At 71.7% G+C, this 23275-nt stretch carries 27 protein-coding genes; 19 read left to right on the top strand and 8 right to left on the bottom strand.

Annotation, left to right across the window (positions count from 1 at the left end):
* Positions 1-6: 6 nt before the first annotated feature.
* From ABZO29_RS28010 to ABZO29_RS27975, 8 genes are read left to right on the top strand one after another with little or no spacing between them, the layout of a single operon-like run.
* The gene (locus ABZO29_RS28010) at positions 7-723 is read left to right on the top strand and encodes a GvpL/GvpF family gas vesicle protein (protein ID WP_367322942.1); all 717 of its coding nucleotides are present in this window, start codon (positions 7-9) and stop codon (positions 721-723) included.
* A 37-nt stretch (positions 724-760) separates the two neighbouring features.
* Positions 761-1024 (top strand): gas vesicle protein GvpG, encoded by a 264-nt coding sequence (locus ABZO29_RS28005; protein ID WP_367322941.1) that lies wholly within the window; start codon positions 761-763, stop codon positions 1022-1024.
* 41 nt (positions 1025-1065) lie between these two features.
* On the top strand, positions 1066-1662 hold the full coding sequence (locus tag ABZO29_RS28000; protein WP_367322940.1) for an ABC transporter substrate-binding protein: 597 nt from the start codon (positions 1066-1068) through the stop codon (positions 1660-1662).
* Positions 1655-2731 carry an SRPBCC family protein gene (locus ABZO29_RS27995; RefSeq protein ID WP_367322939.1) on the top strand — a complete coding sequence of 359 codons (1077 nt, stop codon included), beginning with the start codon at positions 1655-1657 and terminating at the stop codon, positions 2729-2731. Before ABZO29_RS28000 ends, ABZO29_RS27995 begins: the two co-directional genes overlap by 8 nt.
* Before the next feature lie 15 nt (positions 2732-2746).
* A complete protein-coding gene (locus tag ABZO29_RS27990; protein WP_367322938.1) occupies positions 2747-3274 on the top strand; it encodes a gas vesicle protein in 528 nt (175 codons plus the stop codon).
* A complete protein-coding gene (locus ABZO29_RS27985; protein ID WP_367322937.1) occupies positions 3271-4083 on the top strand; it encodes a GvpL/GvpF family gas vesicle protein in 813 nt (270 codons plus the stop codon). The genes ABZO29_RS27990 and ABZO29_RS27985 overlap by 4 nt, the downstream gene beginning before the upstream one ends.
* Entirely contained in the window at positions 4080-4340 is a 261-nt protein-coding gene (locus ABZO29_RS27980; RefSeq protein ID WP_367322936.1) for a gas vesicle protein, read from the top strand. The genes ABZO29_RS27985 and ABZO29_RS27980 overlap by 4 nt, the downstream gene beginning before the upstream one ends.
* Entirely contained in the window at positions 4324-4734 is a 411-nt protein-coding gene (locus ABZO29_RS27975; protein ID WP_367322935.1) for a gas vesicle protein K, read from the top strand. Before ABZO29_RS27980 ends, ABZO29_RS27975 begins: the two co-directional genes overlap by 17 nt.
* Positions 4735-4784: 50 nt before the next feature.
* Here the strand turns inward: ABZO29_RS27975 and ABZO29_RS27970 are convergent, their stop codons facing one another.
* From ABZO29_RS27970 to ABZO29_RS27960, 3 genes are read right to left on the bottom strand one after another with little or no spacing between them, the layout of a single operon-like run.
* Positions 4785-5618, bottom strand: a complete 834-nt coding sequence (locus tag ABZO29_RS27970; protein ID WP_367322934.1) for a sugar phosphate isomerase/epimerase family protein — start codon at positions 5616-5618, stop codon at positions 4785-4787.
* Entirely contained in the window at positions 5615-6769 is a 1155-nt protein-coding gene (locus ABZO29_RS27965; RefSeq protein WP_367322933.1) for a dihydrodipicolinate synthase family protein, read from the bottom strand. The genes ABZO29_RS27970 and ABZO29_RS27965 overlap by 4 nt, the downstream gene beginning before the upstream one ends.
* Positions 6766-7917, bottom strand: coding sequence for a Gfo/Idh/MocA family protein (locus tag ABZO29_RS27960; RefSeq protein ID WP_367322932.1), 1152 nt, complete (start codon positions 7915-7917; stop codon positions 6766-6768). Before ABZO29_RS27960 ends, ABZO29_RS27965 begins: the two co-directional genes overlap by 4 nt.
* A gap of 319 nt (positions 7918-8236) precedes the next feature.
* On the opposite strand from ABZO29_RS27960, the gene ABZO29_RS27955 reads away from it, so the two are divergent.
* The 3 genes from ABZO29_RS27955 to ABZO29_RS27945 all read left to right on the top strand — a co-directional run bounded on the left by ABZO29_RS27955 (position 8237) and on the right by ABZO29_RS27945 (position 10691).
* On the top strand, positions 8237-9283 hold the full coding sequence (locus tag ABZO29_RS27955; protein ID WP_367322931.1) for a LacI family DNA-binding transcriptional regulator: 1047 nt from the start codon (positions 8237-8239) through the stop codon (positions 9281-9283).
* 524 nt (positions 9284-9807) lie between these two features.
* Complete coding sequence (locus tag ABZO29_RS27950) at positions 9808-10290, top strand: DUF6174 domain-containing protein (protein ID WP_367322930.1); 483 nt, start codon at positions 9808-9810, stop codon at positions 10288-10290.
* Between the two features lie 17 nt (positions 10291-10307).
* A complete protein-coding gene (locus tag ABZO29_RS27945; protein ID WP_367322929.1) occupies positions 10308-10691 on the top strand; it encodes a signal peptidase I in 384 nt (127 codons plus the stop codon).
* Here the strand turns inward: ABZO29_RS27945 and ABZO29_RS27940 are convergent.
* Entirely contained in the window at positions 10655-11428 is a 774-nt protein-coding gene (locus ABZO29_RS27940) for a class I SAM-dependent methyltransferase (protein ID WP_367322928.1), read from the bottom strand. The two genes, ABZO29_RS27945 and ABZO29_RS27940, sit on opposite strands and share 37 nt — an antisense overlap.
* Positions 11429-11490: 62 nt before the next feature.
* On the opposite strand from ABZO29_RS27940, the gene ABZO29_RS27935 reads away from it, so the two are divergent.
* The 5 genes from ABZO29_RS27935 (at position 11491) to ABZO29_RS27915 (ending at position 15910) form a co-directional block, all read left to right on the top strand.
* Positions 11491-11976 (top strand): nuclear transport factor 2 family protein, encoded by a 486-nt coding sequence (locus tag ABZO29_RS27935; protein WP_367322927.1) that lies wholly within the window; start codon positions 11491-11493, stop codon positions 11974-11976.
* 149 nt (positions 11977-12125) lie between these two features.
* A complete protein-coding gene (locus ABZO29_RS27930) occupies positions 12126-12737 on the top strand; it encodes a dihydrofolate reductase family protein (protein ID WP_367322926.1) in 612 nt (203 codons plus the stop codon).
* A 77-nt stretch (positions 12738-12814) separates the two neighbouring features.
* Positions 12815-13747, top strand: a complete 933-nt coding sequence (locus tag ABZO29_RS27925; protein WP_367322925.1) for a GNAT family N-acetyltransferase — start codon at positions 12815-12817, stop codon at positions 13745-13747.
* A 44-nt stretch (positions 13748-13791) separates the two neighbouring features.
* The gene (locus ABZO29_RS27920) at positions 13792-14592 is read left to right on the top strand and encodes a sugar phosphate isomerase/epimerase family protein (RefSeq protein WP_367322924.1); all 801 of its coding nucleotides are present in this window, start codon (positions 13792-13794) and stop codon (positions 14590-14592) included.
* Between the two features lie 79 nt (positions 14593-14671).
* Positions 14672-15910: an MFS transporter gene (locus tag ABZO29_RS27915; protein WP_367322923.1), complete on the top strand. Its 1239-nt coding sequence runs from the start codon at positions 14672-14674 to the stop codon at positions 15908-15910.
* Here the strand turns inward: ABZO29_RS27915 and ABZO29_RS27910 are convergent.
* The 4 genes from ABZO29_RS27910 to ABZO29_RS27895 are packed head-to-tail and all read right to left on the bottom strand — an operon-like array spanning position 15891 to position 19334.
* Positions 15891-16484 (bottom strand): RBBP9/YdeN family alpha/beta hydrolase, encoded by a 594-nt coding sequence (locus ABZO29_RS27910; RefSeq protein WP_367322922.1) that lies wholly within the window; start codon positions 16482-16484, stop codon positions 15891-15893. The two genes, ABZO29_RS27915 and ABZO29_RS27910, sit on opposite strands and share 20 nt — an antisense overlap.
* Positions 16485-16541: 57 nt before the next feature.
* Positions 16542-17174 carry a GNAT family N-acetyltransferase gene (locus tag ABZO29_RS27905; protein WP_367322921.1) on the bottom strand — a complete coding sequence of 211 codons (633 nt, stop codon included), beginning with the start codon at positions 17172-17174 and terminating at the stop codon, positions 16542-16544.
* Positions 17171-18415 (bottom strand): 3-phosphoshikimate 1-carboxyvinyltransferase, encoded by a 1245-nt coding sequence (aroA, locus tag ABZO29_RS27900; RefSeq protein WP_367322920.1) that lies wholly within the window; start codon positions 18413-18415, stop codon positions 17171-17173. Before aroA ends, ABZO29_RS27905 begins: the two co-directional genes overlap by 4 nt.
* A 4-nt stretch (positions 18416-18419) precedes the next feature.
* Positions 18420-19334 carry an EamA family transporter gene (locus ABZO29_RS27895; protein WP_367322919.1) on the bottom strand — a complete coding sequence of 305 codons (915 nt, stop codon included), beginning with the start codon at positions 19332-19334 and terminating at the stop codon, positions 18420-18422.
* 90 nt (positions 19335-19424) lie between these two features.
* Here ABZO29_RS27895 and ABZO29_RS27890 point away from each other — a divergent pair, with 90 nt between their 5' ends.
* The 3 genes from ABZO29_RS27890 to ABZO29_RS27880 all read left to right on the top strand — a co-directional run bounded on the left by ABZO29_RS27890 (position 19425) and on the right by ABZO29_RS27880 (position 23272).
* Entirely contained in the window at positions 19425-20429 is a 1005-nt protein-coding gene (locus ABZO29_RS27890; RefSeq protein WP_367322918.1) for a LysR family transcriptional regulator, read from the top strand.
* 228 nt (positions 20430-20657) lie between these two features.
* Positions 20658-22508, top strand: a complete 1851-nt coding sequence (locus tag ABZO29_RS27885; RefSeq protein ID WP_367322917.1) for a glycoside hydrolase family 3 protein — start codon at positions 20658-20660, stop codon at positions 22506-22508.
* Between the two features lie 140 nt (positions 22509-22648).
* Entirely contained in the window at positions 22649-23272 is a 624-nt protein-coding gene (locus ABZO29_RS27880) for a hypothetical protein (protein WP_367322916.1), read from the top strand.
* Positions 23273-23275 lie beyond the last annotated feature (3 nt).

Genomic DNA, 23275 nt, shown 5'->3' with positions numbered 1-23275 from the left:
GCGCCGATGTCCCTGTACGTGTACGCGATCACCAAGGCATCGCATCCGCTGCGCCTCGACGGCCTCAAGGGCGTCGGGGAGGGGACCTCCGAGATACGCGTCGTGCGCGGTGACTCCCTGTGCGCCGTCGTCAGTGAGACACCGGAGGACCTCTCCGTCAAACGCCGGGACGTGGAGGCGCACCACGAGGTCCAGGGGCGGCTGTGGGCCGACGGTACGACCCTGCCGCTGAGCTTCGGGTTCGTCGCGCAGGACGAGGACGCCGTACGCGCTGTGCTGGAGGAGATGGCCGAGGAGTTCTCCCAGCGCATCGACGACCTCACCGGGCGGGTGGAGTTCAACCTCAAGGGAGTCCAGGACGAGGACACGCTGCTGCGCGCCATTCTCGAGGAGAACGACCGGGCTCGTGAGCTCAACGAGGCGACCCGCGAGGGCGAAGGGACGTACGAGGACCGGCTGGCGCTCGGTGAACTGGTGGCTCAGGAGGTGCAGAACCGCCAGGAGGCACTTGCCGAGGAGGTCCTCGGCGAGCTGAGGCCGCTCGCCCTGTCCGAGCAGGTCGCGCCGCCGTCCCAGCAGTACTTCGTGAGCGCGTCCTTCCTGGTGGACGAGGACCGGACCAAGGAGTTCGCACAGGCCGGCCAGGAGCTGGCTGAGCGCTACGACGAACAGGGCGTGGAGATCCGGCTGCTGGGTCCGCTTCCGCCGTACAGCTTCGTCTGACCCGAGTCCGGACGTTCGAACGGCACGAGGAGGCGGTGTGGGACTGATCACCGGGATCCTGACGCTGCCGATCGCTCCGGTCAGGGGCATCGGCTGGGTGGTCGACAAGCTGGTCATGGCCGCGGAGGACGAGGCCTACGACCCCACTCCGGTGCAGGAGGCGCTCGCGAACCTGGAGCGGGAGCGGACCGAGGGCCGCATCGACGAAGAGGAGTTCGAAGAGCGCGAGGAGGAACTGCTGCACCGCCTGGAGGAGATCAAGGCCTATCAGCTGCAACGGGGCGGGCAGCCCGGACCGTGACCGGGAGCAGGCCGCGAGGGGCAAGGAAAGAAGACGAGATCATGAACAACGCCAAGATAGGCGCGGCTCTCCTCGGTGGTTACGCGCTGGGCCGGACGAAGAAGGCCAAGCTCGCCATCGGCCTCGGGGCGGCCCTGGCAGGATCGCGGATCAGGCCCGGGCAGCTCGGCAAGGCGCTCGACACCCCCTTCCTCAGCACCGTCCGCAAGCAGGTGCGCACCGAGCTGGCGGACGCGAGCAAGGCCGCGGCGACCTCCGTGCTGACCGCGAAGGCGGAGAATCTGGCCGACGCAATCCACGCGCGCACCGAGGGACTTCAGGAAAGAGCCCATCACGAGGGCGAGGGCGAAGAGGGCCGGGCCGAGGAACGCGCGGCCGAAGAGGCCGAGGGTCGCGAGGACGAAGAGCCCGAGGGCGAGGAAGGCAGCCGGGCCGAGGCGGGCCGGAGCAGGGAGGGGCAGAGCGAGGAGCGGCAGAGCCGGGCACGGAAGGCCCCGGCGCGGCGGAGCACCGGGCGGGAGAAGACGGAGCACCGCGGGTCGGGCCAGGAGAGCGAGCCGCGCAAGAAGAAGACGACCGCCGCCCCGAGCCGTGCGCAGAGCGGCACCTCACGGTCGAGGAGGCAGGGCGATGGCTGAGGGGAAGGCGGCGGGAGGCCGTTCGGCGGGTGCCGGGGCCCTCACCAAGGTCCGTGAGCAGGCACAGCAGAGCCCGGGCGCGAACCGGCTGAAGGAAGAGCTGGAGCACTACATCGAGACTCGTCTGGAGCTGATGCTGGAGGGTTTCGGCCACCGGCTGGGCGAGGGAGCGCGCCGGCTGGGCGAAGCGCACATGAGCCCTCAGGGGCTGGCCACGGCCGTGGGCAAGGGTGCCAAGAAGCTGGGCGGGCAGCTGCCGACGGGTTCGGTGCTGACCGCGACCGCGTCCCATGCCAAGGACGCGCTGATGGACAAGGCGAAGGGAGTCGCCGAGAAGGCGAAGGACGTCACTGAGGCGGGGCACGGCAAGGGCCCCGAGGGTGGCACCGGCCGGGGGCTCACCATCATCGAGGACATCGACGTGGGCGTCCCGGTGCGCGAGGCGTACGACCAGTGGACGCAGTTCCAGGAGTTCGACCGGTTCGCCAAGGGCGTGGTCGACGTCGAGCAGGAGGACGACACGACCACGCAGTGGCACGTGAAGATCGCCAAGGCGAGCCGTCACTGGCGCGGCAACATCACGGAACAGGTGCCCGACGAGCGGATCGCCTGGACGTCCGAGGGTGACAAGGCCACGACCAAGGGGGTCGTCACCTTCCATCCGCTCGGGGAGAACCTCACCAAGGTGCTGCTCGTCCTCGAGTACTTCCCCAAGGGAGTGGTCGAGAGGGTCGGCGGCCTGATGCGGGCCCAGGGCCGCCGCGCACGGCTCGATCTGAAGCTCTACCGCACGTTCGTGATGATGCGCGGAGAGGCCACCGGGGGCTGGCGCGGGGAGATCCAGGAGGGCGAGGTGGTCCGCGAGGAGGAGGAAGCGGAGGGCCGCGCTGAGGAGGATGAGGAGGAAGAGGCCGCGGAGGAAGAGGAAGAAGAGGAAGAGGAAGAACCGGAGGACCGGTTCGACGAGGAGGACGACGTAGAGGACGAGGAGGACGAGGAAGGCGACGCGCGCTACGACGACGAGGAAGGGGACTGGGAGGAGGAATCCGAAGACGAAGGGCGGAACTGAGAGGTTGAGTGTGCTGTGACCCAGTCCGACTCCGGCGCTCCCACGCCGTCGCGGAGCCTCTACCCGTACGGTCAGGGGTCCGGCGGCGCGAACCTTGCCGACATTCTTGAACGGGTGCTCGACAAGGGCATCGTCATCGTCGGTGACATCAAGATCAACCTGCTGGACATCGAGCTGCTCACCATCAAACTCCGTCTCCTGGTCGCTTCGGTCGACAAGGCGAAGGAGATCGGCATCGACTGGTGGGAGCACGATCCCGCCCTGTCGTCCATGGCGGACGGCCGGCGTTCCCTCAAGGAGCAGAACGAGCGTCTGCGCGCCGAGGTGAAGCAGTTGCGCCGGCAGGTCGAGGAGTCCCGGCCGGAACTGGCCGGGGACGGATCAACGGAGCGCCGCCGACCGCGCGAGACGGAGCGCTCTCGCGGGACTGAGCGCTCGCGCGAAACCGAGCGGAAGTCCCGTACGGAGCCGCGGCGTAAACGGCGCCGGGCCGAAGACGCCGATGACGAAGCGGACGACGAGGACCGGAGCCGAGGCCCGTGAACGGTCAGCTGAGCTACGCATACGCCGTGGTCCGGTTCTCCCCCTCGCTGGAGCGGACCGCGCTCTCCGACGTCCCTGGCGTGACGGGTACCGCTGTCACGCTGGCACATGCGGGCGCGCTCGCCGCCGCGGTGAGCGCCGTGCCCTGGGAGGAGTTCTCGGAGGCGGCGCTGAAGGTCCGGCTGGAGGACTTGGGCTGGCTGGAGGCGACGGCCCGGGCGCACCACCTCGTCATCGAGAGGCTGGCCGCGTACACCACGGTCCTTCCCCTGCGGCTGGCCACCGTCTACCTCGACGACGACCGGGTCCGCGAGATGCTGAGCGATCGGCAGGAGGCGTTCACCGCGCTGCTGGACCGGCTCGCCGACCACGTGGAATGGGGCGTGAAGGTCTACGCCGAGGCTCCGCCCGCCCAGTCGGCCGCGAGCGAGGGGCGTCCGGCGGACGAGCCGAACCCGGGACGCGCGTACCTGCGACAGCGCCGGTACCAGCGCCAGGCGCGTGAGGAGACGTGGCGGGCCGCCGAGGAGGCCGTCAGGCGGACCGAGGCGCAGGCCGTCGGCCTGGCGGTGGAGCGCGCCAGGCACCGGCCTCAACAGGGGGACCTGGCCCGGGAGTCCGGCGAGAACGTCTCCAATGACGCCTACCTGGTTCCCCGCCACCTGACGGAGGAGTTCCGCAGCCGGATGCAGCACGCCGCCGACGGACTTCCCGGCGTCCGGGTGGAGGTCACGGGACCGTGGGCCCCGTACTCCTTCGCCCTGCCCCCGTCGTCGGCCGAAGCCCGGGAAAGGGCTCCGAACCGGTGAGCGCGTACGACGACTACGACGACCGCCCGGCGAACCGGACGCCGGTGGCGCTGATCGATCTGCTCGACCGGCTGCTGAGCGGCGGCGTGGTGCTCACCGGCGATCTCGTCCTGTCGGTTTCGGACATCGACCTGGTGAGGATCTCGCTGCGCGCGGTGATCGTCTCCATCCAGGAGCAGATGGACGAACAGTGGGGGGTCGTCCTTCCGGGACGGGCGTACACGGGACAGGACGACCACGGTGACGAACCCGTCTGACTCCGAGGGCCCGCCCGCCGACCGGCTGCGGGAGGTGGCCGAGGCCGCGACCCGTGCGTTCTCTCTGCTGCCCGCCCGCCCGGACGATGTCGCCCCGCCGCCCGCCGGCCGGGGCGCGGCCGCCGCGCGCCGTCTGCGCACCGACCCCGACACGGTGGAACGGGACCTCGTCAGACTGGTCCTCACCATCGTCGAGTTGCTGCGGCAGCTGATGGAGCGACAGGCCCTGCATCGCGTGGACGCCGGCAATCTGACGGAGGAGCAGGAGGAACGGCTCGGCCTGACCCTGATGATCCTCCACGACCGCATGGCCGAGCTGTGCGACCGCTACGGCCTGACCATGGAGGACCTCAACCTCGACCTGGGGCCGTTGGGGACGCTGCTGCCGCCGTGAGGGGTTTCCACGGGTCGCCCTGCCGTAGCGATCGCGTTTTGCTCACACAGTCATTCGATCACGTGCTCCACGAACCGTGCCGCCGTTTCCGCCAGCACCTCACGCCCGTCCCGCGCCCACAACTCCTCGTTGAACAGCTCGACTTCGATGGGACCGCTGTAACCGGCCGCCTCCACATGGCCCTTCCACTCCCGCATGTCGATCGAGCCGTCGCCGATCTGGCCGCGGCCGTTGAGGACGCCCTCCGGCAGCGGTGTGGTCCAGTCGGCGAGCTGGAAGGTGTGGATGCGGCCGCCGGCGCCCGCGCGGGCGATCTGCTGCGGTGCCGTGTCGTCCCACCAGATGTGGTACGTGTCCACGGTCACCCCGACCTGGTGCGCGGGGAAGCGTTCCGCGAGGTCCAGGGCCTGGGCGAGGGTGGAGACGACGCAGCGGTCGGAGGCGTACATCGGGTGGAGCGGTTCGATGGCCAGACGGACGCCGCGGTCCTCCGCGTACGGGCCCAGCTCTGCCAGCGCGTCCGCGATGCGCTCCCGTGCGCCGTGCAGGTCCTTCGAACCGGCCGGCAGGCCGCCCGAGACCAGGACCAGTGTGTCCGTGCCGAGGGTGGCCGCCTCGTCGATCGCCCGGCGGTTGTCGTCCAGGGCGCGGGACCGCGCGTCCGGGTCGATCGCCGTGAAGAAGCCGCCCCGGCACAGGGTGGTGACCGTCAGGCCCGCGTCGCGGACCAGTTTCGCGGTCGCCTCCAGGCCGTACGACTGGACGGGCTCGCGCCAGAGGCCGATGCCGGGGACGCCCAGCTCCAGGCAGGCGTCGACCAGTTCCGGCATCGACAGCTGCTTGACCGTCATCTGGTTGATGGAGAAGCGTGCGAGATCGGTCATCGGGTCACCCCGTACAGGGACAGCAGGTTCTTCATCCGCTCCTCGGCCAGCTTCGGGTCAGGGAACAGGCCCAGTCCGTCGGCGAGTTCGTAGGCGCGGGCGAAGTGCGGGAGGGAGCGGGCCGACTGCAGGCCGCCGACCATGGTGAAGTGGGACTGGTGGCCCGCGAGCCAGGCCAGGAAGACCACGCCCGTCTTGTAGAAGCGGGTCGGCGCCTGGAAGAGGTGGCGGGACAACTCGACGGTGGGGTCGAGGAGTTCGCGGAAGCCGGCCACGTTCCCGGTGTCGAGGACGCGGACCGCCTCCGCCGCCAGCGGGCCCAGCGGGTCGAAGATGCCGAGCAGGGCGTGGCTGAAGCCCTTCTCGTCGCCCGCGATCAGCTCGGGGTAGTTGAAGTCGTCGCCGGTGTAGCAGCGCACGCCCTGCGGGAGGCGGCGACGCAGGTCGATCTCCCGCTGGGCGTCCAGCAGGGAGACCTTGATGCCGTCCACCTTGTCGGGGTGGGCGGCGATGACCTCGAGGAAGGTGTCGGTGGCCGTGTCGAGGTCGCCCGATCCCCAGTAACCCTCCAGCGCGGGGTCGAACATCGGGCCGAGCCAGTGCAGGATCACCGGCTCGGCGGCCTGGCGCAGGAGGTGGCCGTAGACCTCGAGGTAGTCCTCGGGGCCGGACGCGGCGGCGGCGAGGGCACGGGAGGCCATCAGGATCGCCTGGGCGCCGGACTCCTCGACGAGGGCGAGCTGCTCCTCGTAGGCAGCCCGGACCTCCGCCAGGATCGCCGGGCCGGTCAACTGGTCGGTGCCGACGCCGCAGGCGATCCGGCCGCCGACGGCGCGAGCCTCCGCGGCGCTGCGGCGGATCAGCTCCGCCGCGCCCGCCCAGTCCAGGCCCATGCCGCGCTGGGCGGTGTCCATGGCCTCGGCGACGCCGAGCCCGTGGGACCACAGGTGGCGGCGGAAGGCGAGGGTGGCGTCCCAGTCGACGGCGGCGGGCGAGTCGGGCGACACGTCCGCGTACGGGTCGGCGACGACGTGCGCCGCCGAGAAGACCGTACGGGAGGCGAAGGGGGCGCCGGGGGTGAGGGCGAGGGGTTCCGCGCGGGGTTCGTACGTCCGCAGGACCCCGCTGCTGTCCGGGAGCTGGAGGGTCACAGCGAGATCTCCGGTACGTCGATACGGCGGCCCTCGACCGAGGACCTCAGGCCCAGCTCGGCGAGCTGGACGCCGCGGGCGCCGGCCAGGAGGTCCCAGTGGTAGGGGGCGTCGGCGTACACGTGCTTGAGGAACAGCTCCCACTGGGCCTTGAAGCCGTTGTCGAACTCGGCGTTGTCCGGCACCTCCTGCCACTGGTCACGGAAGACCTCGGTGGCGGGGATGTCGGGGTTCCAGACCGGCTTGGGGGTGGCGGAGCGGTGCTGGACGCGGCAGTTGCGCAGGCCGGCGACCGCCGAGCCCTCGGTGCCGTCCACCTGGAACTCCACCAGTTCGTCGCGGTTGACGCGGACCGCCCAGGAGGAGTTGATCTGGGCGATGGCGCCGCCGTCGAGCTCGAAGATGCCGTACGCGGCGTCGTCGGCGGTGGCGTCGTAGGGCTTGCCGTTCTCGTCCCAGCGCTGCGGGATGTGGGTGGTGGCGATGGCCTGGACGGACTTCACCCGGCCGAACAGCTCGTGGAGCACGTACTCCCAGTGCGGGAACATGTCGACGACGATGCCGCCGCCGTCCTCGGCGCGGTAGTTCCAGGAGGGACGCTGGGCGACCTGCCAGTCGCCCTCGAAGACCCAGTAGCCGAACTCGCCGCGGACGGAGAGGATCCGGCCGAAGAAGCCGCCGTCGATGAGGCGCTTCAGCTTGAGGAGTCCGGGGAGGAAGAGCTTGTCCTGGACGACGCCGTGCTTGATGCCGGCCGCGGCGGCCAGCCGGGCGAGTTCCAGCGCTCCGTCGAGGCCGGTGGCGGTCGGCTTCTCCGTGTAGATGTGCTTGCCCGCCGCGATCGCCTTCTTGAGGGCCTCCTCGCGGGCGGAGGTCACCTGGGCGTCGAAGTAGATGTCGACGGTCTCGTCGGCGAGGACCGCGTCCACGTCCGTCGAGATGTGATCGAGGCCGTGCTGCTCGGCGAGCGCCTTCAGCGCGTGCTCGCGGCGGCCCACCAGGATCGGTTCGGGCCACAGCACGGTGCCGTCGCCGAGGTCGAGGCCGCCCTGCTCGCGGATGGCAAGGATGGAGCGGACGAGGTGCTGGCGGTAGCCCATGCGCCCGGTCACGCCGTTCATGGCGATACGCACCGTCTTGCGTGTCACGTCGGTCCCTTCGTAGGTGTCGTACGCAGCGTCGTACGCGGTTGTGCGCGCCGCGTACGCCCCTTACCTGATGAGCGTCATGGCAAGCGCTTTCTATCCAATGAGAAGCTAGCCTCTCAGCAGCGTTCCGGACAAGACCGTGACGGGGTCGAGTTGTTCGAGGGGGCGAACAAAGGGGGTCCGGGGCCGTATGGTCTGCTCGACACGCTCGGAACCATGGCCGGGGGTGGCCTGTCTTAGGAGGACGTACGAGGCCTGCGCGGCAGGGACGTACGAGTACAGGGACGTACGACGAGATGCGCGACCGGAGGACGACGAGATGACGGTGACCCTGGCGGACGTGGCGGCCCGCGCCCAGGTCTCCCCCGCGACGGTGTCGCGCGTGCTGAACGGGAACTACCCCGTGGCCGCATCCACCCGTGAGCGGGTGCTGCGCGCGGTGGACGAGCTGGACTACGTGCTGAACGGCCCGGCGAGCGCGCTGGCGGCCGCGACGTCCGACCTGGTGGGCATCCTGGTCAACGACATCGCCGACCCGTTCTTCGGGATCATGGCCGGCGCGATCCAGTCGGAGATCGGCGGGCCGGGCGGACGCGCGGGCGGGGAGAGACTCGCGGTCGTCTGCAACACCGGCGGTTCGCCGGAGCGCGAGCTGACCTATCTGACCCTGCTGCAGCGGCAGCGGGCGGCGGCCGTGGTGCTGACCGGCGGCGCGGTGGAGAACCAGCCGCACGCGGCGGCCATAGCCGCGAAGCTGCGGAAGCTGGCGGACGCGGGGACCCGCGTGGTGCTGTGCGGGCGGCCGCCGGCGCCGGACACGGACGCGATCGCGCTGACCTTCGACAACCGCGGGGGCGGGCGGGAGCTGACCGAGCACCTGATCGGACTGGGGCATCGGCGGCTGGGGTACATCGCGGGCCCGGAGGAGCGCACGACGACACGGCACCGGCTGGAGGGGCACCGGGCCGCCCTGGAGGCGGCGGGGATCGAGGAGGACCCCCGGTGGACGGTGCACGGACGGTACGACCGGCGGTCCGGCTACGAGGCCACGCTGGAGCTTCTGCGCAGGGACCCCTCGCTCACGGCGGTCGTCGCCGCGAACGACTCCGTCGCGCTGGGCGCGTGCGCGGCGCTGCGGGAGTCCGGGCTGCGGATCCCGGAGGACGTGTCGGTGGCCGGCTTCGACGACCTCCCGTTCAGCATCGACGCGGTGCCCTCCCTCACGACGGTGAGGTTGCCGTTGGCGGAGGCGGGGGCGCGGGCCGGGCGTATCGCGATGGGGCGGGAGGAGCCGCCGATCGGGGGGATCGCGACGATTCGGGGGGAGCTGATGGTGCGGGGGTCCTCCGGGGGGCCGCGGAAGTGACGGTTCGGTTGCTCGGTTCGGTACCCGGCGTGGGTGCGGGCCTCGCTGGGGGCTTGCAGCCCCCAGACCCCCGCTTGTCGGCCTGAACGGCCTCGTCCTCAAACGCCGGACGAGCTGGGACGAGACGACCGGCACCCGGAAGAACGCCCCACCCCGACACCGCGCCCCATCGGGCGGGCGGGGCCTCGGAACGGCACGCCCGCCCCGTCCTCAAACGCCGGACGAACCGGGACAAGGCGACCAGCACCCCAGAAGACCCCCCCCCGAGACCACACCCCAGCCGGCGGGCGGGGCCTCGGAACGGCACGCCCGCCCCGTCCTCAAACGCCGGACGAACCGGGACAAGGCGACCAGCGCCCAGAAGAACGCCCCGCCCCGACACCGCGCCCCATCGGGTGGGTGAGGGCTCGGGACGGTACGTCTCGTCCTCAAGCGCCGGACGGGATGGGATGCGGTGACCGGAGCCGTGAACGTTCTCGGGCCGAGCAGCGTCGCAGCAGTAGCCGACTCCAGAGGGAGCCACCATGACTGCTGGACGTTTCCGTCCCCGTTCCCTGTCCGCTGCCGTGCTCGTCGGGGCCCTGCTGGCCGTCTGCGCCGCCTGTGGCTCCGAGGGGTCCGCGTCCCCTGGGTCCGCCAAGGGTGCTGAGCCGCAAGGCATCTGGGAGGAGCCCGCCTCGTACAGCTACACGCTGACCTCGACCAGCCAGGTCCTGGCGGGCACGTTCCGGGTGGAGGTCCGGGACGGCGCGGTGACCGAGGCGGTCGGGCTCGACGAGGACGGCCGCCGGCAGACCCGGGAGGTGCCCCGTGAAGTACCCACGATCGGCGAGCTGTTGAAACGGCTGGAAAAGGCCCGCAGCGAGGACGCGGACACGGCGGAGGCGGAGTACGCGGCGGACGGACACCCGGTGCGGATCTCGCTGGACTGGGAGAAGAACGCCATCGACGACGAGGCTCTGTACGTCATCAGGGCCTTCGAGCCGACATCAGGCCAGGACAGGTGATGTTAGCGTTCGATCGCATGAGCGACAGCGTGTACGTGGGCAACGCGGGCCCGGACGCGGCACTGGACCGCGGATGGCTGCTCGGGCACTTCAAGGACGACGGTGATCCCCGCCGGAGCGACGACGTGGAGATCAAGTGGGGCGTTCATCCACGGGGTGACAAACGAGCGGAGTGGGTGCGGGGCGAGGAACGCACAGCCCTGCTGGTCCTCATCAGCGGTCGCTTCCGTGTCGAGTTCCCTGATCGCAGCGTCCTGCTGGAGCGGCAAGGTGACTACGTCGTCTGGGGTCGCGGCGTGGACCACTCCTGGGTCGCGGAGGAGGAGTCGGTGCTGCTGACCGTGCGGTGGCCGTCCGTGCCCGGTTACGCGGCGCGTCGCGCGGTGAGCACGGGCTGGTAGTAGCCGCCGGCGGACGGGGCGTGCCAGGTGACGCCGGTGAAGCCGGCGTCGGTCACGAACCGGGTCAGCTGCTGGTTCGTCAGTGCCCAGCAGGTCGTACGGCGGACCCGGACCGTCCAGTCGTTCGCCACCGGAATGAGCTGGAAGTGCTCCAGGTCGTAGTGCTCGCCGTCCTCGTGCCAGTGCCACAGCTGGAAGGTGATCGCCTTGCCGTCCGGGGTCTGTGAGACCTGGGGCGGGGTGGACCGGGGTCTGGCGCGCCGGAGTTCGTCGTAGTCCCGGACGGTGAGCAGCAGCAGTCCGTCGTCGCGCAGGACCCGCCGCATGCCGTCGAGGGCCGCGGTCACGTCCTGCGCGGACAGCAGGTGCGGGAGCGAGTTGTCGGCGCAGACGACGGCGTCGAAGACGCAGGGCGCGAAGGGCAGACGGCGCATGTCCGCGGCGGCAGTCGGGAGAGTCGCACCCCGCGCGGCCGCCTCCGTCGTGGCGCGCGCTGCGGCGCGGGGGCTCAGATCGCTGCCGACGACCTCGTGTCCCGCCAGGGCCAGGCCGATCGCCTGGGTTCCGATTCCGCAGGAGCAGTCCAGGATGCCGTGCGGTCCCGCCCCCAGCGCGTCCCGGACGAGCGCGTCCAGCGCCCTGGCCTGGTAGGCCATGCTCGCGTCCCAGTCCGGGAACATCAGGTGGTAGTCGGGGGCCAGGTCGTCGTAGAAGTCGCTCACGGAGGCTGCGGCCATGGGCCTCACGCTAAGGCCTGCCCCCTTGACCTCAACCCTTCTTGAGGTAAGAGGCTCCGATCATGACCTCTTCAAGCCAGCACCCCGACGTCCACGCCCTCGTCCACCGCCTCTTCCGCGCCCTCGACGCACGCGAGTTCACCCCCGGCTGGATGCGCGCCTTCGTCACCGCCGACGCGCGTATGGAGACTCCCCTCGGGACCACGGAGGGGGACGCCGCGGCGCGGGCCGCGGAGGAGGCGCTCGGGCGTTACGACCGTACGCAGCACATCGCCTCCGGGATCCTCACCGAGGTCGACGCCGGGGCCGGGCGGGCCACCGCCTCCTGGAACGCCCTGATGACCCACGTGCACCACGACGACACCCTCAAGGCACTCGGCCCGGGCGCCGGCCCGCTCTTCACCGTCGGCGGCCACTACGAGGCGGAGCTGCGCCGCACCGACGAGGGCTGGCGCTTCAGCCGGGTCTGCGTCCGGCCCGTCTGGACCACGGGACAGCCCCCGCCGGGCATCACCGGCGGTCCGGGCGCGTCCGCCGGATCCGCGTAGTCCTCTGCCGAATGCCCGGTTCCGCCGCATAGAGTGCGGCCACAGCCGCACACCGGGCGACTTCTTCGCGGCGCGGCGGTGATTTCCGGACCCCGTGCCGGTCTTCAGTGCCGTAACCGGCGAAGGACGACCCAACAGGAGTGAGTCGCATGCGCATCGTGGTCAGCTCGTTCATCAGTCTCGACGGTGTCGTGCAGGCGCCCGGCGGACCTCAGGAGGACACCGACGGCGGCTTCGCGCACGGCGGCTGGACGCATCCGTACTTCGACCCGGAGGTGGTCGGCGGGGCCTTCGACGCCGCGTTGGGGAAGGCCGACGCGCTGCTGTTCGGGCGGCGGACGTGGCGGGCGATGGCCGGGGCGTGGCCCGGGCGGGCGGGGGACCCGTTCGCCGACCGGATGAACTCCATCCGGAAGTACGTCGTCTCCAGCACACTCGAGGATGACGAGCTGAGCTGGGAGAACACCCGCCTCATCCCCGGTGACGAGGCCGTGGCCCGGATCCGGGAGCTGCGTGACTCCGACGGCGGCGACCTGCTGATCATGGGCAGCCCCACCCTCGTACGGGCCCTGCTGCGCGAGGGGCTCGTCGACGAGCTGGTGCTCATGCGGATGCCCGTGCTGCTCGGCGGCGGCAAGTCGATCTTCCCGGAGGACGGGGCGAAGCGGCCGCTGGAGCTGGTCTCCACGGCGACCGCCAAGACGGGGACGGAGGTGTGCGTCTACCGGGCCGTCGCCGCCCAAGGGCAGTCCGAGGGGTAGTCGCGGAGCCCCTGGGCGGCCTACGCTCGAACCCGACCACATCTCTGACTGAGTCAGCGATCGGATGGGCAGACACCATGACCGTCCAGGACATCCGCGCCTTCAACCGCTTCTACACGAACGTCATCGGCGCCCTCGACTACGGCCGCCACCTGTACGCCCCCTACACCCTCACCGAGTCCCGCGTCCTGTACGAACTCGCGCACTCCCGGCGTACGGACGCGGCCGACCTGCGTAGCGAACTCTCGCTGGACTCGGGCTACTTGAGCCGCATCCTCAACAAGTTCGAGCAGGACGGGCTGGTCGAGCGCGCCGCCTCCGAGACCGACCCGCGCAGACGCCGTGTCGTCCTCACCGCGCTCGGCCGGGACGCCGCCGACCTGCTCGACGAGCGGGCGCGGGAGACCGTCGGCTCGCTGCTGGGGACCGTGGATCCCGGCGACCGGCCGCGGCTGGCGGAGGCGATGCGCACGATCCGGACGATCCTCGGCGACGTGCGTGCGCCCCGCGCCGAGGACGTCGTGCTGCGCGAGCCCGGTCCGGGCGACCTCGGCTGGATCGTGCAGCGCAACGCCGCCCTGTACGCCGCCGAGTACGGGTGGAACGCGGACTACGAGGGGCTGGTCGCCCGGATCGTCGCCGACTTCGCCGAGGATCACGATCCGCATCTGGAACGGGTGTGGATCGCGGAGCTCGCCGGGCGGCCGGTGGGCTGCGTGATGTGCGTACGGGACGAGGCGCCGTCCACGGCGCGGCTGCGGCTGCTGCTGGTCGAGCCGGACGCGCGCGGGCTCGGTATCGGTGACCGGCTGGTGGAGGCGGTCGTCGACTTCGCGCGCGGTGTCGGCTACCGCGACCTGGTGCTGTGGACGAACGACGTCCTCGCCGCCGCCCGGCGCGTCTACCGGCGCCACGGCTTCGTCCTCACCGCCGAGAAGCCCCACCGCTCCTTCGGGAAGGACCTCGTGGGGCAGGACTGGCGGCTGGACCTGCACGGAACGCAGGAGTGACGAGGAGGGGCGGGACACTGCGGTAACAAGTAGGGTCCGTAGGCATGAAGCTGGCGTTCTCCACTCTCGGCGTTCCCGGTCTGCCTGTCTCCGACGTGCTGCGGCTGGCCTCCGCGCACGGCTATCACGGTGTCGAACTGCGCGCTCATCCGGAGGAGCCGGTGCATCCCGGCCTCGGCCCGGCCGAACGGGCCGACGTGGCCGCCGAGTTCAAGGCGGCGGGCATCGAGCTCCTGGGTCTCGCCGGGTACGCGCGCGTGGCCGCGCCCGGCGACGACGAGCCGGTGATCGAGGAGATGCGCGGGCTCCTCGGTCTCGCCCGCGACCTCGGTGCTCCCTACGTCCGCGTCTTCCCGGGCGCCGACCCCGCCCAGAGCGCCGCGGAGGCCGACGCCGTGGCCGCGCGCAGGCTCGGCACGGCCGCGGAGCACGCCGCCGACCTCGGCGTACGGATCCTGCTGGAGACCCACGACTCGCACCGCACCGGGGCGGCGGCGATCCGTGTCCTCGGCCTGGTGGGGCACCGGAACGTCGGCGCGCTCTGGGACGTCATGCACACGTGGCTGGGCGGCGAGCAGCCCTCGGAGACGTACGCGGCGCTGTCGCCGTACCTCGGCTATGTGCAGGTCAAGGACATCGCCTCCGCCGAAGACACCACCCCGCTGCCGCTGGGCTCCGGTGTGCTGCCGCTCACCGAGTGCGTGGAGGTCCTCTCCCGTCACGGCTGGGACGGCTGGCTGTGCTGGGAGTACGAGAAGCGGTGGTACGAGGAGGCCGCGCCGCTGGAGGAGCTGCTGGGCGCCGGGCGGGAGCATCTCGCGCGGCTGCTGAACGAATGCGCGTGAGCGCCGGGTAATTCGGTGGCCGGCCGCCGGGCCGAGCCGTTAGCCTCCGCGCCGTGAACCAGCAGCCCTTGCGGCTCTCATGAGCCTGACGCGCACCCTGATCGACGTCCGGCCGCTTCGCACCTCCCCCGTCTTCCGTCGGCTGCTGATCGGGCGCACGGTGTCCACACTCGGCAGCTTCATGACCATGGTCACCGTCATGTACCAGGTCTGGGACATGACGCACAGCGCGGTCTGGAGCGGCGCGGTCGGCGTGGCGCAGGCGGTGCCGATGGTCGGCGTCAGCCTGTTCGCGGGCGCCTGGGTCGACCGGACCGACCGGCGCCGCGTGTTCCTCCTGGGCACCGTCGGCTCGGCGGTCTGCTCCCTTCTGCTGGCCCTGCAGGGCTTCACCGGGCATGCGCCGGTGGCCGTGGTCCTCGGGCTGGTGGCGGTGCAGACGTCGTTCGCCGCGCTCGGCGCGCCCGCGGCGGGCGTGTTCGTGCCGCGGCTGCTGCCCAGGGACCAGGTGGGAGCCGGTCTCGCGCTCCAGCAGGTGACCGGACAGGCGATGATGCTGCTCGGCCCGGCCGTCGCCGGCGTCGTGCTCGGCTGGTGGGGCATCGGCGTCTGCTACCTCCTGGACGCCCTGAGCTTCGGCCTGTCCTTCTACGGCGCCTACGGGCTGCCCGCGCTGCCGCCCGAGGGCGAGAAGTCCCGGCCGGGTGTCCACGGGGTCCTGGACGGTCTGCGCTTCCTGACCGGCCACCGTGTGGTGCGCGGCGCGCTGCTGACGGACCTGGCGGCCACCGTCCTTTCCATGCCGGCCAGCCTGTTCCCGCTGATCAACGCGGAGCGCTTCGGCGGCGATCCGCGCACGCTCGGCCTGTTCCTGTCCGCACTCGCGGCGGGCGGGGTCGCCTCGACCGTCTTCTCCGGCCCGGTCACCCGGCTGGCCCGCCCCGGCCCGGTGATGCTGTGCGCGGCCGCAACCTGGGGCGTCGCCCTCGCCCTGTTCGGCCTGACGACCAGCGCCTGGGCCGGGCTCGGGATGCTGGTGCTGGCCGGGGCGGTGGACGCGGTGGCCGTCCTCTCGCGCACGACGATCGTGCAGACCCACACCCCCGACGCCCTGCTGGGCCGGGTCACCGCGGCCGAGACGGTCGTCGGCCAGGCGGGCCCCCACCTCGGCAATCTGCGCGCCGGTGTCGTGGCCGGCTGGACCTCGGGCGCGACCGCCCTGGTCACCGGGGGTGTGCTGTGTCTGCTGGCGGTGACGGGGGTGGCCGTGACGACACCGGAACTGCGCGGCGGTGCGGCTACGCCGGACGAGCGGTGAGCGTCGCCGAGTCGTCCAGGCACCACTCCAGCACGGCGGGCCAGGAACCGTAGCCGGCGTCGAGGTCGAGGTGGGCGGCGCCGGGGAGGATGTCGGTGGGGATGCCGAGCGGGTCGCCGAAGACGGCTCGGGCTCCTTCCGGGCAGTACGGGTCGTCGTCCCCGGCGACGAGCCGGGTCGGCCCGGGCAGCACGAGGCCGTCGAGCGGCGGCGGCGCGAACGCGGCGATCTCCGGATGCCGTACGACCACGGAGGCGGACGGCGGGCCGATCAGCAGCACCCGGTCGACGTCACCGGGTCCGGGCAGGCCGCGCGCGGCGGCATGCAGCCACAGCAGCGCGGAGGCGCTGTGCGCGAGCACGACCCGGTCTCCGGTGTCAGGCAACTCCTTCAGATGCCGGGCCAGTTCGGTGAGCCACACCTCGAGGTCGGGGTCGTCGGGGTCGGGCAGCTGGGGGTAGGTGACGTGGTGGCCGAGCACGGTGAGGCGGTCGGCGAGCCAGTGCTGCCAGTGGTCCTCGGGGCGGTGGTTCTGCCAGCCGTGGAGGATGAGAAAGGAAGGCGGGGTCGTCATGGGTTCGAGTCTCCCAGCAGCTCTCGACCCTGGCCTGCGCCGAGCGAGGTGCCTGCGTCACGCAACACGCGACACGAACCCGGCCACCCGCTCCTCCAGCCGCCCCCTGCGCTCCGGCCACTCCCCGGCCGTGATCGAGAAGATCGCGGAATCACGCAGCCGCCCTTCCTCACCCGGCGCCCAGGAGCGGGACCAGTTGCGCAGTACGCCCTCGAAGCGCGCGCCCACGCTCTCGATCGCCGCCCGCGAACGCTCGTTGCGGGCGTCCGTCTTCAGGTCCACCCGGGACACGCCCCACTTCTCGAAAGCATGCCGGAACAGCAGAAGCTTGGCCTCGGCGTTCACTCCCGTGCCCTGCGCGGAGGCGCCGAGCCAGGTGAAGCCGACCTCGACGGCGTCGAGTCGCTCGTCCGTCAGCCAGGACCGCGGCTCCCAGTACGACGTGGCCCCGACCGCCCGTCCCGTGGCCACCGACACCTGGGCGTACGGCGCCAGCCGTCCCGTGGCCGCGCGCTGCGACTGTGCGTCGATGTAGGCGGCGACCTGATCCGCCCGCGGCACCCACGTGAACGCGTACGTCCCCCGGTTCTCCTCCGCCGCCACCGCCAGATCGGCGGCGTGCCGGTGCTCCAGCGGCTCCAGGCGCACCAGCGCGCCCTCCAGGACCGGCCCCTCCAGCTTGAAGCTCAACGCCCGATGCCCCTTCGCAACTCCGCGAACACCTCGTGGAAACCCGGGAAAGTCTTGCGTACGCACCCCGGGTCGTCGAACGAAACACCCGGCACCCGCAACCCGGTGACCGCGAAGGACATCACGATGCGGTGATCGCCGTACGTCTTGATCTCAGCACCGTCGAGGACGGACGCCCCCGGCCGGATCTCGATCCAATCCGGGCCCGTCGACACCTCCACCCCCAGCCGCCGCAGGTTCTCCGCGCAGGCCTCGAGGCGGTCGCACTCCTTCACCCGCGTGTTCGCCACGTCCTCGATCCGCACCGGGCCGGAGGCGAACGGCGCGATCGCCGCCAGTGTCGGCATCGTGTCCGAGATGTCCCGCATGTTGACCGTCAGACCGCGCAGTTCGCCGGTGCCACGCACCGTCGTGCCCCGCGCGGTCACCGACACGTCCGCGCCCATGCGCCGCAGTACGTCCACGAAGCCCAGGTCGCCCTGGAGCGCCCCCGGCCCCAGCCCCGGTACCGTCACCTCGGCGCCCGGTGTGACGGCCGCCGCCGCGAAGAAGTAGCTCGCGGTGGACGCGTCCGGTTCCACCTCGTACCTCGTGGCCCGGTAGCCCCCCGGCGGGACGACGAAGACGTCCCCGTCCCGCGTCACCTCCACCCCGAACGCCCTCATCATCGCGATCGTGATCTCCACGTACGGCACGGACACCAGGTCGGTGACCCGGATCCGCAGCCCCTTCCGTGTCAGCGGTCCGAGCAGCAGCAACGCCGTCAGGTACTGCGAGGACTGGCCCGCGTCCAGGACCACCTCCCCGCCCTCGACGCCCGCCGCCCGCACCGTCAGCGGGTGGTGGCCCTCCGTCTCCTCGTGCCGCAGGTCCACGCCGAGGTCGCGCAGGGCCCGCGTCAGGGGGAGCAGGGGGCGGCGGCGCATCTGGGCGGACGCGTCGAAGCGGTACGTGCCGTGGCCCGCGGCGGCGAGGGTGGGCAGGAAGCGGGCCGTGGTCGCGCCGTCGCGGCAGTACACGTCCGCCTCCGTCACCGCCGGGCCCTGCGGGCGGCCGTCCACCTGCCAGGTGTCCGGGGTGCGACCCACGCGGTAGCCGAGCCGCTGCAGCCCCTCGGCGAAGCCCTCCGTGTCGTCGGAACGCAACGGCCTGACGAGTGTGGTGACTCCGTCCGCTGCCGCAGCCAGGAAGAGGGCGCGGGCGGTGATGGACTTGGAACCTGGGATCTCCACGAGCGGCATGGCCTCATGATCGCCCGATCGCGGGCTCCGGCGTCGGCTCGTCCACGGGATGGACCGGGACACGGCGGGCGGGCGCCGACGACGTCAGCGCCACTCCGCCGACCAGCAGCGCCGCCGCGCACCAGCGCAGCGGGCTCACCGACTCGCCCAGGAACAGCGCCGCGGACGACATCCCGAAGACCGGGACCAGGAGGGAGAAGGGCGCGACCGTGGAGGCGGGGTGGCGGCGCAGCAGCCAGCCCCAGGCGCCGAAGCCGAACACCGTGGTGACCCAGGCGACGTAGACCACCGTGCCCGCGCCCTGCCAGTCCAGGCCGCGCAGGGCGTCGTAGTCCGCGGCGGGGCCCTCCAGCAGCAACGACAGGCCAAGCAGCGGCAGTACGGGGACCGTGCTCACCCACACCATGAAGTTCAGCGCGTCCGGGGGTGCCGCCTTGCGGGTGAGGACGTTCGACGCGCCCCAGCAGGCGGCCGCCGCGATGCAGAGAGCGAAGGCTCCCAGCGGACCCGAGGCGCCCTCGTCCACGGCCGCGACACCGATTCCGGCGAGGGCGATCAGCATGCCGAGCAGACGGACGGGAGAAGGCCGTTCGCCGAGCACGGCGAAGGCGATGGCCGCCGTGAACACCGCCTGGATCTGCAGGACGAGGGACGACAGGCCCGCCGGCATCCCGGCGTCCATCCCCACGAACAGCAGCCCGAACTTGGCCGCCCCGAGCACCAGGCCCACCGCCACGATCCACTTCCACGCCACCTTCGGGCGGCCCACGAAGAACACCGCGGGCAGGGCCGCCGCCAGGAAGCGCAGGGCGGAGAACAGCAGTGGAGGGAAGTGGCCGAGGCCGATCTCGATGACGGTGAAGTTCACGCCCCAGACGGCGGCGACGAGGACGGCGAGGGTGAGGTGGGAGGGTCGCATGTGGTGAAGCATCACTTCCCGCAACCGTGAAGCACCAGCGATGATTGCTGCACGGTTGGATGAAGCAACACTAATTCCACAGGAGTTCCCATGCTCGATCTCCAGCGACTGCGCGCCCTGCACGCCGTCTCCGTCCACGGCACCGTCGCCGCGGCCGCCGCCGCGCTCGGGTACACGCCCTCCGCGGTGTCGCAGCAGATCGCCAAGCTGGAGCGGGAGACCAGGACCGTCCTGCTGGAGCGGGAGGGGCGCGGGGTGCGGCTCACCGCGGAGGCGCTGCAACTGGTCGGCGCCGCACAGGAGTTGCTGGCGATCGTGGAGCGGGCGGAGACCGAGCTGGAGGAGCGGCGCGGGGTGCCGGCGGGACGGCTGACGGTGGCCGCGTTCGCTTCGGCGGCGCGGGGTCTCCTGCCCGCCGTACTGGCCGCCCTCGGCCGGCGGCACCCGGCCCTCGACACCCGGCTCTCCGAGATCGACCCGCACCTGTCCATCGGACTGGTCGCGAAGGGCGCGTTCGACATGGCCGTCGTGCACGACTGGGACATCGCCCCGCTGCCCGTGCCGCCGGGGGTCGAGCAGGCGGTCATCGGGGACGACCGGTGCACCCTGCTCGTCCCCGAGGGTCACCCCTTCGCCGAGCGGACGTCCGTACGGCGCGAGGACCTCGGCGGTGAGCGGTGGGTGTGCCAGCCGCCGGGGCGGGTCTGCCACGAGTGGCTCGTACGGACGCTGCGCACGGCCGGGCACGAGCCGGAGATCGTCCACCAGGCCGACGAGAACCCGACCCTCGTGGCCCTCGTCGCCGCCGGCCTCGGTATCTGCGTCATCCCGCGCCTCGGCCGCGGCCCGCTGCCCGACGGCGTCGTCGAGGTGTCCCTCGACCCCACGCCCGTACGGCGGGTGTACGCGCTGTGGCGCACGGGGGCCTCGCGGCGTCCCGCGATCGCGGAGACCGTGCGCGTGCTGCAGGAGCACTGGCCCGACGAGCCGGCCCACACGTCCCGCCGGTCACCCCTGCACCAACTTGCGGAAATCGCCCACGACCCGGGAACCCGGCCCCTCTCCGCTTCGTCCAACCCGCGAACTGCCGGATGAGTCACCACGGTGCGGTGTCGGCCCTCGCTGCTGGCTGCGATCGCTGACCAACCCTCTCCGCCGTGCCGCGGCCGGCAGCACGCCGCCATCGGCGCGCCCCCTCCAACAGCGCCGATGGCGGCCCCTCAGTTCAGTACCGTGCGCAGTGCCTTGACTGGCAGAAACTTCCCGGTTATTGCTGGCTCCACGGAAGTTTCCTTCAGCGGATCACCTCCGGAAGGAGCGCACGTGCCCTCCAGACGTACCGTCCTCGCCGCCGGCGCAGGCGTCACCGCGGCCCTGGCGATCGGCACCGACGCCCACGCCGGCACCCCGGGCGACAATCAGCTCCGCACTCTCATCTCCCGTATGACGCTCGAGGAAAAGGTCGGCCAGCTCTTCGTCATGCGGGTCTACGGCCACTCCGCCACCGCGCCCGACCAGGCCGACATCGATGCCAACCTCAAGGAGATCGGCGTCAGGACGGCCGCCGAGCTGATCGCCACTTACCGCGTCGGCGGCATCATCTACTTCACCTGGGCGCACAACACCCGGGATCCCCATCAGATCGCGGATCTGTCCAACGGGATCCAGAAGGCCTCCCTGAGCCGGCCGCGCGGGCTGCCCGTGCTCATCTCCACCGACCAGGAGCACGGCATCGTCTGCCGCGTGGGCAGGCCCGCCACCCTCTTCCCGGGCGCGATGGCCATCGGCGCAGGGGAAAAAGGGCGCGAAGCGCTTCGTCAGAAGGGCGGTGGTGGGAGACGGGCGGGCGGCTCCAGCGGGGAGGACGCCCGCACCCTCGGCCGCATCTCCGGCGCCGAGTTGCGCGCCCTCGGCATCCGGCAGGACTACTCCCCCGTCGCCGACGTGAACGTCAACCCCGCCAACCCGGTCATCGGTGTCCGCTCCTTCGGCGCCGACCCGGACGCGGTGGCCGGCCTGGTCGCCGCGGAGGTCGGCGGTTACCAGCGGTCGTCCGTCGCGGCGACCGCCAAGCACTTCCCCGGGCACGGCGACACCACCGTCGACAGCCACTACGGCTTCCCGGTCATCACGCACAGCCGCGAACTGTGGGAGAAGCTCGACGCCGTTCCCTTCCGGGCCGCGATCGACGCGGGCATCGACTCGATCATGACCGCGCACATCCAGTTCCCGGCCCTCGACGCCTCAGGTGACCCGGCCACCCTCTCCCGCCCGATCCTCACCGGCATCCTGCGCGGCGAACTCGGCTACGACGGGGTGGTCGTCACCGACTCCCTCGGCATGGAGGGTGTACGGACGAAGTACGGCGACGACCGGGTTCCGGTGCTCGCGCTCAAGGCGGGCGTGGACCAGCTCCTCAACCCGCCCGATCTGCCCGTCGCCTGGAACGCCGTTCTGAAGGCCGTCCAGGACGGCGAACTCACCGAGGCACGGCTCGACGAGTCGCTGCTGCGGATCCTGCGGCTGAAGGCGAAGCTGGGGCTCTTCGACCGGCCGTACGTCGGCCCGGCGGGCGTGGACCGGACGGTCGGCGCCGCGGCCCACCTCGCGGCGGCCGACCGCATCGCCGAGCGCACGACGACGCTCCTGGTCAACGAGGGCCGGCTGCTGCCGCTGTCCCGCCGCAGCCATCCGAAGGTTCTCGTCGTCGGCGCCGACCCGGCTTCGCCGTCCGGCACCACGGGCCCGCCCACCGGGGTGCTCGCCACCGCCCTCACCGAGCTGGGCTTCACGGCGACCGCCCTGTCCACCGGCACGGCGCCTTCCGCGGCCACGATCGCCAAGGCCGTCGCGGCGGCGGGCGACGTCGACGCGGTGGTCGTGGGGACGTACAACGTCTCGGCGAGCAGCTCCCAGAAAACCCTGGTCGAGCAGCTGGTCGCGACCGGGCGGCCGGTGGTGGCGATCGCGATCCGCAATCCGTACGACGTGGCCCAACTGCCGGGCGTCAGGGCCTGCTTGGCGTCGTACTCGTGGACGGACGTCGAGCTGCGGGCGGCCGCACGGGTGATCGCCGGGGTGGCCGGGCCGCGCGGACGGCTGCCGGTGCCGGTGCAGCGGGCGGACGACCCGGCTCAGGTGCTGTATCCCCTGGGGTACGGGCTGTCCTATTAGACGTACCCGGACGTACGCCTCGTGACCGGGCGTACGCCCCGCAAATGGCGCAAAGCCCCCGGGACGTCTGGCGTGTGCCCGCCGCCGCGGGTCACGCTGGACGGGGGTGTGGGGGGATGGCGATGCACGGGAGACATTCGATGGGGGTGGCGTGCGCGCTGATCGCGCTGGCCATGGCCGCGCTGACGGGCTGCCAGGGGTCCTCGTCGGGCTCTTCGGGGGACGGCCGCCCGGTCGGGAGCACGTCGGCGGCACCCGCCCGTACCGCGGCCTCCGGATACGGCGCGGTCTTCCTCGGGGTCGACGAGTGCAGTTCCTTCGGCACGACCAGCTTCACCGAGGTGCCGTGCGCCAGTGAGAGGGCGGCCGCGCGGGTCGTCGCGCGCTACGACGGCAAGGTGGGCGACGGCCCGCTGTGCCCGGGGACGACGGACTTCGTCCTGCACATCAGCGAACAGAGCCTGTCCTCCGACGAGGACGGCGACGGCACGATCACGCAGGGCTACGCCTGCATGCGCAAACTGTCGCCGCCGCACCCCGGCGACCCCGGCGGCGGGGGCGGGCCCCGCACCATCGTCGGCGACTGCGTCTACAGCTCCGGCGGCGGACAGGTGCGGGAGACGGCGTGCGACGGCAAGGCGAGGAACAAACCGGAGTACCAGGTGACGAGGGCCGTGAACACCAGGTCCAAGTGCCCGGCGTCCACGGCCCTCTACGTCCAGCTCGGCGGGGAGGAACCGGTCGGGTGTGCCCGTCCGGTGTGACCC

The sequence above is a fragment of the Streptomyces sp. HUAS ZL42 genome, assembly GCF_040782645.1.
Taxonomy (GTDB): domain Bacteria; phylum Actinomycetota; class Actinomycetes; order Streptomycetales; family Streptomycetaceae; genus Streptomyces.
Note: the sequence above shows the minus strand (reverse complement) of the source record. Positions and strands in the feature narration are given on the sequence as shown.